Below are 9,331 nucleotides of genomic sequence, written 5' to 3' on the forward strand. Positions count from 1 at the left end.
TGTCGTGGAAACGGTGTTCAATATTCAGGCCGTCAGCAAGGTCTACCCAATGGGGAGCGTGAGCGTGCGCGCTCTGGAACACGTCGACCTGGAACTCGGGCCGGGTGAAATCGTTGTGCTGCTCGGGGCGTCGGGTAGCGGAAAATCCACGCTACTCAACCTGATGGGCGGGCTGGATACACCAACGAGCGGTTCCATCGTGTATCGGGACCACGATCTTTCCCACGCGGGAGACCGGGGCCTGACGCGTTTCCGACGGGAACATGTTGGATTCGTCTTTCAGTTCTACAACCTGATTCCAAGCCTGACTGCCCGCGAGAACGTCGCACTGGTGACGGACATCGCGGAGCATCCGCTGGATCCCACTGAGGCTCTGAACAGGGTCGGGATCGGGACGCTTGCGGATAACTTTCCCTCACAGATGTCGGGTGGTGAGCAGCAACGCGTTGCCATCGCCCGCGCGGTCGCAAAACGGCCAGATGTCCTTCTGTGCGATGAGCCGACCGGCGCACTGGATTTTCGGACCGGGCAACTGGTGCTGGAGGTGCTCGAACAGGTGAACCGCGAGTTCGGCACCCTGATCGTGATCGTCACGCACAACGCCGTCATCGCCGACATGGCGGATCGTGTCGTTCGTATGAGCAGCGGCACCATTGTCGAGCACCGCCGAAACGGGCAGCGTGCCCGAGTCGGAGACCTGGCATGGTGAGCATGCTTGTCCGGCTACTCTGGCGAGACCTCTGGCAAATGCGGGCGCAGGTCTTGGCGGCAGTCCTCGTTGTCGGATGTGGTGTCGCCACGTTTGTTGCGATGCGCAGCACCTATCTGGCTTTGTTGAACGCCCAGCAGGACTACTACGCGTCATACCGTTTTGCCGATCTCTTCGTGCATCTGAAGCGCGCACCACTGGAGATTGCCTCGCGCGTTGCTGCATTGCCTGGAGTGTCACATGTGGACGCACGCGTAGTGTCAGATGTCACGGTCGACATACCCGGCCTTTCCGAGCCAGCCACGGCGCGCCTCGTTTCCATCCCGGAGCTCGGTTGGCCCGCGCTCAACCTGCTGCATCTTCAAAGCGGCCGATACATTGCGCCGGGCAGAGAGGATGAGGTGTTGGTCAGCGCGGCCTTCGCAGATGCCAACAGCCTGCGAGCGGGCGAGTACTTCAGCGCCATCCTGAACGGCCGCTGGAAGCGCCTGCACATTGTTGGTCTTGCAATCTCGCCGGAGTATGTCTACGAGGCAGGCGCGGGCTCCATCTTCCCGGACAACCGCCATTACGGCGTAGTCTGGATGGGAGTGAATGCGGTTTCGGCAGCGTTCCGCATGGATGGCGCTTTCAATGATCTCGTGCTGTCTCTCGATGGCAGCGTGCCCGCGCCGCACGTCATCGCGCAAATCGATCGAACGTTGTTGCCGTACGGCGGACTTGGAACAATCAGCCGCGATCACCAAATATCGAATCGGTTCATTACCGACGAGATCGCACAGAACCGCGTGACTGCCACCTATGTGCCAGCCATCTTTTTTCTGGTCGCAATGTTTCTGCTGCAGAACGTCCTGACCCGACTGATCGATACACAGCGCTCACAGATCGGCTTGATGAAGGCGTTTGGATACGGTGACCTTTCAGTCGGTTTGCATTACCTGCAGCTCGGATGCGTCGTTGCTGCGGCAGGCACCGTTGTCGGTATTGGAGGGGGATTGGCGTTAGGGACATATCTAACCGACCTCTACGCCCGGTACTACCGGCTGGCCCACCTCGAGTTTCGCGCCGATTTTTCGACGATGGCCTGGGCGTTCTTCATTAGCTTTGGAACGGCGGTTGGCGGTGCCATCGCGAGCACTGCGAAAGCCATGAGATTGATGCCCGTCGAGGCGCTTCGCGCGGTCGTTCCGCCAGCGTTTTCAGTGGGCTGGGTAGAGCGGGCGGGCATCTACCGGCAAATGAGCGTGGTGTGGCGAATGATTGCGCGCAATATCGCGCGCCAGCCCGTCAAGTCGCTCCTTGGTTCTTTGGCCATTGCGTGCGCAAGCGCGATTCTTGTCGTCGGCGGGTTTTTCTTCGATTCAATCGATTTCCTTTTCGATACCCAATTCCAGCAAATCGAGCGGCAGGATGTGACGGTGGCCTTTTCTCAACCCTTATCCCACCGAGCCATCTACGCAATAGAGCGTCTGCCCGGCGTGCTGAAGGTCGAGGGGTTCCGCGATGTACCGGTCAAGCTATCCGCGGGGTATCGGTCTCGGCGCGTCTCGCTGAGTGGGATCGCTCAGAAGGCGGATCTGCACAGGCTAATTGATGATGAGGGCAGACCGTTGCATATGCCCCCGGACGGCTTGGTGGTTTCGGCCCGACTCGCCGCCGTGCTTGGCATAAGACCTGGTGATCCGATCACGATCGAAGTGCTTGAAGGAGAGCGTCAAACCAGGCAAGTCACCTTGATGCGGCTGTCCGGAGATCTGGTGGGCGTCGCGGCCTACATGGACCAGCATGCACTGGCAAAGCTGCTTGGGGAGAGTGGAAACTGGTCAGGTGCGAGGCTGTCCGTCGATCAGCATGCGGCTGCCCATCTGTATGCGACGCTCAAGCGTCTGCCAGCGGTGAATGCAGTGGCGGTTCGCCAGTCCGTCATCGCCAGCTTCCGCAAGATCATGGACGAGAGCGTTCGTCTGTCCACGTCCATCAACTTCGCCTTTGCCTGTGTGATCGCGTTTGGTGTGGCGTTCAACGGCATGCGCATCGCTTACTCGGAACGTGTTCAACAGTTGGCTTCCCTGCGCGTACTCGGGTTCACGCAGGCCGAAGTCGCGTGGATTCTGCTCGGGGAGCAGTTTGTGCTCACCGCCATTGCGCTGCCAGCCGGACTTCTGCTCGGCTACGGCGTGTGCGGTCTCCTCTCTACTCGGCTGGCAACCGACTTGTACCGCCTTCCGCTCGTGGTTCACGCCGCGACCTTCGCTTACGCATTCGTTGTAGCCGGTGGCGCGGTCGTGTGTTCGGGGCTGCTGGTGGCGGCCAAGATCAGACGGTTGGATATCGTCGCAGTGCTCAAGGCAAGAGAATCATGAAGCGTGGTGGCCTGCGAAAGACGCTCGCACTTGCAAGTGCTGCGCTGGCGCTGGCATTGGCGCTCACGTACGCACTCTGGCCGGTACCTGCGGCCGTGGACACAGGGCGTGTCACCCGTGGGCCGCTTCAAGTCACGATCGATGAAGACGGCGAAATCCGTGCGCATGATCGTTACGTCATCACTGCGCCCATCACAGGCCGACTGCTTCGCGTTGAACTGCATGAAGGCGATCAGATTAAGGCAGGGCAGGTGATCGCCGTTCTGGTGCCGGTGCCGATGACTCCGGGAGAACGAGCTGCCCAACGCGCACGTGTTGATGCGGCAGAGGCAATTTTCAGTGAGGCCCAGGCGCGGGCCGCGCATGCGCGGGCAGACTACGACCAAGCGCGCCGAAACTTGGACCGGGGCGAAACGCTTTTGAGCAGCGGTGCCATGTCCAGGCAGGAAGTGGAGCAGATGCGGACCATGGCTGCCTCAAGTGCCAGCGATCTGACAGCAGCACGCGCAAGAGAAACGTCCGCCGCCGCCGACGTTCGTGTCGCCATGGCAAATTTGAAGGCGTTGGAAGCCGGGCAACCCGTTGAAGTTCGTGCCCCGACCAATACCGTTCTGTTGCGCATCGAGCAACAAAGTGAGCGCGTGGTGCTTGCAGGCGCGGCCTTGATGCTTCTGGCCGACCCATCGCGCTACGAACTCGTCGTCGACGTGCTATCGACCGATGCGGTCAAGATCAGTCCGGGCATGCGCGTATCGGTAGTGGAGTGGGGCGGTCCGTGGGCCGTCAACGCCACGGTCCGGACAGTAGGTCCAGGGGCGTTTACCAAGGTGTCGGCGCTCGGGGTTGAAGAACAGCGCGTCCATATTGTGGCGGATCTTGTCGACCCGCCAGGCAGGTTGAATGATGGGTACCGCGTACAAGGCCGCATCGTCATCTGGGAACAACCCGACGTACTGAAGCTGCCGATTGGCGCGTTATTCCGCTGCGGCGGTAACTGGTGCACGTTTATCGTTAAGAACGGAAAAGCTGTACAGCGAATCATTCAGATCGGACAGCGCAACGCGGAGGAAGCCCAGGTGCTCGATGGGCTTCAGGACCACGACACCGTGGTCGTCTATCCTCCGACCACGCTCAGTGACAGCATGAGCGTGCGCCCCCTGAACGCCCGCTGATTGCACGGAGGCTAGATGCTCACGCGGCGCAGACGCAGCGCATTGGATACCGCCGAAACCGAACTCACGCTCATCGCGAGCGTCGCGGTCATGGGAGACAGCAGCAAGCTGGCCTGCCGAATCTACTTCTGCATCATGCCGCCCGTACCCGGACCCATTCCGCGGCCCATGCCCATGCCCATTCCCGTGCCCTGATCGTCCATCATCATTTGCATCATCTCCTGCATCACGGCGGTGTTCCGTTCCATCATGCCCCGACACGTGGCCATCTGAGTGGCTTGGCCTCTTCTTGTCGCCGGTTGCCTGTCGCCCATCTGTCGCATGCCGGCCATCATGTTTTGCATGACCCTCATGCGCTCGTTCATCAGCGCCTGTCGTTCTTCTGGGGTATCGGCACGTGCCATGCGTTCCCTGATGGCGCGCAGATGGGCAATCTGCGCGTCAAAGTCTGCATTGCCTTGCTGCACAGTCGTCGCGGCTGGCGACGATGCCTTCTTCTCCTTGGATGGGCCGGCGGCGGGCGCAGCACAACTCCACGCGAGCAGTAGCGCGGTCGAGGCGGTTGCGATGAGGGTACGTCGACTGTTTGCCATGATGAGCGACCTTGCGTGTGATGTGCGGCGGATACCCGCACTGTCTGCCAATGTAGAGGCTCGCCACAATCGGCCATTGATGCATGTCAAGCGCTGCGGCTTGGTCTGTGGAGGAGGGAGGTTGGGGCAGGTGGCGTGGATTCGGCGGGGACCATACAAAGGTCGCACAAGCCCGGCTGATGCGCTGTTCAGCCGTTCATGCGCACGCAGTTACTTAAGTGGAGGCCGGCGAATTTGCCGGCCCCAAGGTATTGCAGAGTCAATTCAAATCAAAGGCGAGACGACATGTACTGTTCCCGGACCGCCAGCCCGGCGTAAGGCAGGTTGCTCGCGGTGACGATTGCCACGTAGTCGGAAAATCGCCACTGCAAACGTGCGGTCTGCAGTGGCGATCCGCCCAGTACCGCTGGCGATGCATCACCCATTGTCGACGTTGGCACACCGAGCACATCTCGCAGCGCATAACTAGCGCCGTCCCAGGCGGCGGTTGTGTCGTTGGCGCTCATACCCCGCCGGTAGACGTCCACACCGATCAGATGGCCATTTGGACCGAAGCTGAGCCATAACTCGCTGACGGGCGGACCGGCAAGACCGAGCTTATTGGCGTCGACGCCGCGACAACGAAGATAGCTGTAGCCGTGCTTGACATCTTCACAGGCTATGCGATTTTCGTGTGCCCACTGGCGGGCCTCCTCGGGGGTCGTGGCATCCAGTACGAACCCGCCGGGGACGGGGCGAGCTGGCGCGAGCTTCACAGCCCGAAGGTGCGCTAGTCCGCTGGCGCGCAGCGCGCTGACTTGCTCCGCAGTGGTGTTGTCGACGGGGCACGGAACGCCAAGCATCGCGAGCACAGGACGAGCCGCCTTCAAGTGCATTGCACCGACCAGACCGATTGCAACCGTAAAGGCTGCAATGCTGGGCAGTGCGTAGCGGCGCAACCCGCTTCGCGGGCTCACTTGCAGTTCTGGGCGGTGTTAGGGCCCAGATACTGAGGCATGGTCGACACGATGGTCGACTTGAGGCCGGTGAGCACGGGTGCTACGCGAGAGATGTAGCCATCCGGAACGCCATCGGTCTTCATGACAGCGGCGGCATCGGTGATGAACTGATCGAACACACAGCCAGGGATGCCAACGTCAGAGTGTGCAGTGGCCATGTCGTCACATATCACGGTAGTGCCGTCCGCCGCGACTTGCCCCGGGTAGCTGAAGGGGCCGCCAAACAGCGCTTTGAACTGGAGGTTCAGGCAGGCTTTGAGACGTCCGACCGTATCGTGTCCCGGCTTACCGATGTTTGCGAAGTACGGTGCTTCTTTGGGGTCCGCAAGCAGTCCGGACACCGCATCGTCGACCACCTTTGAAATGGCGGCCGGTGCGCTGGCATCTCCACCAAGCCCGGCCCACATGTCGGCGTTTTGGGGAAATTGTGCTGTCGACGCCGTTGATGCCATCGCCATGGGCGTGTCATCGCCCCCTCCGCATGCACTCAAGGTTGCGGTAGTCAAGGTCAAAACCAGTAGCAGTGCTCGCTTCATGGGTCAATCTCCTTTGGCAGGGTATGGATCGGGCACTGCGCGGTTTATCTCAAGGGCTGCGCAGCGCTGTTTTGATATACGTCTGCCAGGCGATTTCGGATGCAGAATGGATCAAGCCAGCACCCCATTCATGCGCTCCACGCGTTCCAGGCGTGACCCTTGGCCACACGTCGATCCGGCTCTAGCGGCAGCGACCAACACAGACCCCGCTGTTCTGCCAGCGTGCGGCCGATCCGACATCAGCACGGTAGCCGGCGTTCATGTAGCGTCCCCCTCCAGTTCGGCGAGCATAGCCGCGATCAACAACCCCAATCTGCGACCGCACGACGCTCTGAGCGTCGGCAACCATCGGCTCGGAGGATATCGACGATCTTTCTGATGCAAAGCCAACTCAATTCTGTGAACTGCCAATGCGTTGTCGCACGATCTGTTTATGCATCCGATAGCCGGTTGGGCTCGTATATCGGTTGCTTCCACATTGCGAAGCGCCACGATAGAGGTCAACGATGAAACGGTATCAACTCGCAGGGTTGTCTGGTGTTCTGGTTTCTTTCGCAATCATTTCTGGCGGCTATGCGTCCGTAGCGGCGGCCGCAATGGGCGATAGCGAAGCGACCACCATGGTGGGCGGCGCTCCGATGTATCCGTCCAAGAACATTATTCAAAATGCGGTCAATTCGAAGGATCACACCACGCTTGTTGCTGCCGTGAAGGCAGGCGGCTTGGTCGATACGCTGTCCGGGGCAGGCCCATTCACCGTATTTGCACCGACCAACGAAGCCTTTGCGGCGCTGCCCGCCGGTACGGTCGATAAGTTGCTCAAGCCTGAAAGCAAGCCGACCTTGGTCAAGGTGTTGACCTATCACGTGGTGCCCGGCCGGCTCACAGCACAAGACCTGATGAAGGCCGTCGCCGATGGCGGCGGCAAGGCGATGCTCAAAACCGTCGAAGGTGATCCGCTCACCGTCATGCAGAAGGGCGACCATCTGACCGTCACCGACGACAAGGGCGGGGTCGCCATGGTCACTATCGGCAATGTGTACCAGTCGAACGGCGTGATTCACGTCGTGGACAAGGTATTGATGCCGTAATCCTTCCCGTGAAGCGCGGGGGCGCGTGCCCTCGCGCGCTCGGACTATGACGAGAGGAAAGGCAATGTCATCCCAACTTCGCTACGCTCAAGACGTTCGTTGCGGGAACAACGCCGGTGGTATACCTTTGCCACATCCCGTCATGGGCAACCGAGGCACGCGAAATCATATGCACGTTGTCGGAGCATCTTTGCCCGAAGCCGAGGGCACGATATCAGCGCGCCAGGAAGCCGTTCGGGAACGGCTCGTTGAGTTGCTCAAGCAAACTGGCGAAGGAAGTAAATCAGCGTTCGCAGAGCTCTACACGCTAACTTCTCCCAAACTCTATTCGTTGGCGTACGGAATCCTGCGCAGCTCAGGTGAAGCCGAAGACGTGCTGCAGGATATCTATGTCGCCATCTGGCAACGCGCCGACCAATTCGATCCGCATCGGGGGACCGCCATGACATGGCTGATCTCGCTGGCGAGGAACAAGTCGATCGATCGTCTTCGGCAATCGCGCGAGACCACCGGTGATGAGGCGGACTGGGGCCAGATCGTCGATGAACGGGCAACGCCATCAGAAGTGGCGGACATGAGCCAGGAGCATCGACGCCTGGAGAGTTGCATTCGCAAGCTGGAGGGTCGCCAGCGTGGTGTGATCGTGGAAGCGTTCTATACAGGGGCGACTTACGCTGAACTCGCAGCGCGTCTGAGCGTGCCGGTCGGTACGATGAAAAGTTGGGTGCGACGCAGCCTGCTGCAACTGAAGATGTGTCTGGAGCAGCAGTCATGACGCCAGATCGTGATCTGGAATGCGCTGAATACGTTCTCGGTTTGTTGGACACCGAGGAGCGCAGCGCCGTGGAGCGTGCACTGCATGAAGATGCAGCCCTACAGGCAGCAGTCGATGCTTGGGAGTCTCGTCTTTCTCCCCTTGGTGAAGCCGTCACTTCCAGGCAACCACCTGCGCGCGTGTGGAGGCGAATCGAGGCCGATCTGGGGCTTGTAGAGCGAACAGGCGCGCCTACGACTCTGCCAGCGGGGGCACAGATGCGGCGTTTTTGGAACAGCATTCGGTTCTGGCGCACGTTGGCGCTTGCAACGACGTTTGCAATGGTTGCTGTCGTCGCGGTGAATCTTTTCCTCGCAGCGCCCACTGAGGCGCCGTCTGGTTTGAAGTCAGCTTATGCTGCGGCGGCGATTGCAGATGACGATGGCGTGCCGCATTGGACCGCGACCGTCGATAAAGCAAAGCGCGAGATCATCGTCGTGCCGGCTGTCGCATTTCAGGTCTCGGACAGCGCTTCGACTGAGCTCTGGCTGATTCCAGAAAATAGCAAACCGATCTCGTTGGGAGTCTTCCCCTCCAATCGCTCAACTTCAATTGTGTTGTCGAAGGAAAATGCCGCCAAACTCAATGCCCGTTCAGCTTTGGCTGTTTCGGTAGAGCCCAAAGGAGGCTCTCCGACGGGCCAAGCGACGGGTCCTGTGGTGGGCAAGGGCGCGATGCATGAGACGTAATGAGATCGTCTATCTCTGCGTGAGTAACTTCATTGCGGCAGCTCAGCTCGACACTGTTTGAAGTGCCGAGCAACGTCGCAGTCATGTAACCTCCCTTCGCGCTACTGTCGCATTTACGCCTATACAAAGCCGCCGTGAGCGCCGGCCTCCTTACACCGCGCGGCGCACCATCAATTCCTTGATCTTGCCGATAGCCTTGGTCGGGTTCAGACCCTTCGGGCACACATCGACGCAATTCATGATGGTGTGGCAGCGGAACAGGCGGTACGGATCTTCCAGATTGTCCAGACGTTCGCTGGTGGCCTGGTCGCGGCTGTCGGCGATGAAACGATATGCCTGCAGCAGACCGGCCGGGCCGACGAACTT

The 9,331-nt window shown here is 60.1% G+C and carries 10 protein-coding genes; 6 read left to right on the forward strand and 4 right to left on the reverse strand.

The genetic code is table 11. From position 1 onward, the window contains the following. Positions 1–4: 4 nt before the first annotated feature. Genes ACUXH0_RS23440 through ACUXH0_RS23450 form a run of 3 tightly spaced genes read left to right on the forward strand, consistent with a single transcriptional unit; the run spans position 5 to position 4,244 of the window. Entirely contained in the window at positions 5–709 is a 705-nt protein-coding gene (locus ACUXH0_RS23440) for an ABC transporter ATP-binding protein (protein WP_009277617.1), read from the forward strand. Next, the gene (locus ACUXH0_RS23445; protein ID WP_182594678.1) at positions 703–3,072 is read left to right on the forward strand and encodes an ABC transporter permease; all 2,370 of its coding nucleotides are present in this window, start codon (positions 703–705) and stop codon (positions 3,070–3,072) included. Before ACUXH0_RS23440 ends, ACUXH0_RS23445 begins: the two co-directional genes overlap by 7 nt. Then, positions 3,069–4,244 (forward strand): efflux RND transporter periplasmic adaptor subunit, encoded by a 1,176-nt coding sequence (locus tag ACUXH0_RS23450; RefSeq protein WP_012430376.1) that lies wholly within the window; start codon positions 3,069–3,071, stop codon positions 4,242–4,244. Before ACUXH0_RS23445 ends, ACUXH0_RS23450 begins: the two co-directional genes overlap by 4 nt. A gap of 122 nt (positions 4,245–4,366) precedes the next feature. Here the strand turns inward: ACUXH0_RS23450 and ACUXH0_RS23455 are convergent, their stop codons facing one another. The 3 genes from ACUXH0_RS23455 to ACUXH0_RS23465 form a co-directional block, all read right to left on the reverse strand. Continuing rightward, positions 4,367–4,888, reverse strand: coding sequence for a hypothetical protein (locus ACUXH0_RS23455; RefSeq protein ID WP_259393750.1), 522 nt, complete (start codon positions 4,886–4,888; stop codon positions 4,367–4,369). 218 nt (positions 4,889–5,106) lie between these two features. Continuing rightward, on the reverse strand, positions 5,107–5,775 hold the full coding sequence (locus tag ACUXH0_RS23460; protein WP_220485503.1) for a hypothetical protein: 669 nt from the start codon (positions 5,773–5,775) through the stop codon (positions 5,107–5,109). 14 nt (positions 5,776–5,789) lie between these two features. Continuing rightward, complete coding sequence (locus ACUXH0_RS23465; protein ID WP_182594677.1) at positions 5,790–6,371, reverse strand: globin family protein; 582 nt, start codon at positions 6,369–6,371, stop codon at positions 5,790–5,792. Between the two features lie 506 nt (positions 6,372–6,877). Between ACUXH0_RS23465 and ACUXH0_RS23470 the strand changes: the two genes are divergently transcribed. The 3 genes from ACUXH0_RS23470 (at position 6,878) to ACUXH0_RS23480 (ending at position 8,965) form a co-directional block, all read left to right on the forward strand. Then, the gene (locus ACUXH0_RS23470; protein ID WP_004634140.1) at positions 6,878–7,462 is read left to right on the forward strand and encodes a fasciclin domain-containing protein; all 585 of its coding nucleotides are present in this window, start codon (positions 6,878–6,880) and stop codon (positions 7,460–7,462) included. A 64-nt stretch (positions 7,463–7,526) separates the two neighbouring features. Next, positions 7,527–8,237: a sigma-70 family RNA polymerase sigma factor gene (locus ACUXH0_RS23475; protein WP_004634143.1), complete on the forward strand. Its 711-nt coding sequence runs from the start codon at positions 7,527–7,529 to the stop codon at positions 8,235–8,237. Continuing rightward, positions 8,234–8,965: an anti-sigma factor gene (locus ACUXH0_RS23480; protein WP_012430371.1), complete on the forward strand. Its 732-nt coding sequence runs from the start codon at positions 8,234–8,236 to the stop codon at positions 8,963–8,965. Before ACUXH0_RS23475 ends, ACUXH0_RS23480 begins: the two co-directional genes overlap by 4 nt. Positions 8,966–9,115: 150 nt before the next feature. On the opposite strand, the gene ACUXH0_RS23485 is transcribed toward ACUXH0_RS23480, so the two are convergent. Further along, on the reverse strand, positions 9,116–9,331 hold a 216-nt coding region (locus ACUXH0_RS23485; protein WP_476196439.1), incomplete at its 5' end, for a 4Fe-4S dicluster domain-containing protein.

It is taken from the genome of Ralstonia sp. 110700041-2, from assembly GCF_056280165.1.

Bases quoted from the DNA above. Each gene is read 5' to 3' on its own strand.
- ACUXH0_RS23475 (WP_004634143.1), top strand. From the start codon at position 7,527: ATGTCATCCCAACTTCGCTACGCTCAAGACGTTCGTTGCGGGAACAAC.
- ACUXH0_RS23450 (WP_012430376.1), top strand. From the start codon at position 3,069: ATGAAGCGTGGTGGCCTGCGAAAGACGCTCGCACTTGCAAGTGCTGCG.
- ACUXH0_RS23445 (WP_182594678.1), top strand. From the start codon at position 703: ATGGTGAGCATGCTTGTCCGGCTACTCTGGCGAGACCTCTGGCAAATG.
- ACUXH0_RS23480 (WP_012430371.1), top strand. From the start codon at position 8,234: ATGACGCCAGATCGTGATCTGGAATGCGCTGAATACGTTCTCGGTTTG.
- ACUXH0_RS23465 (WP_182594677.1), bottom strand. From the start codon at position 6,371: ATGAAGCGAGCACTGCTACTGGTTTTGACCTTGACTACCGCAACCTTG.
- ACUXH0_RS23470 (WP_004634140.1), top strand. From the start codon at position 6,878: ATGAAACGGTATCAACTCGCAGGGTTGTCTGGTGTTCTGGTTTCTTTC.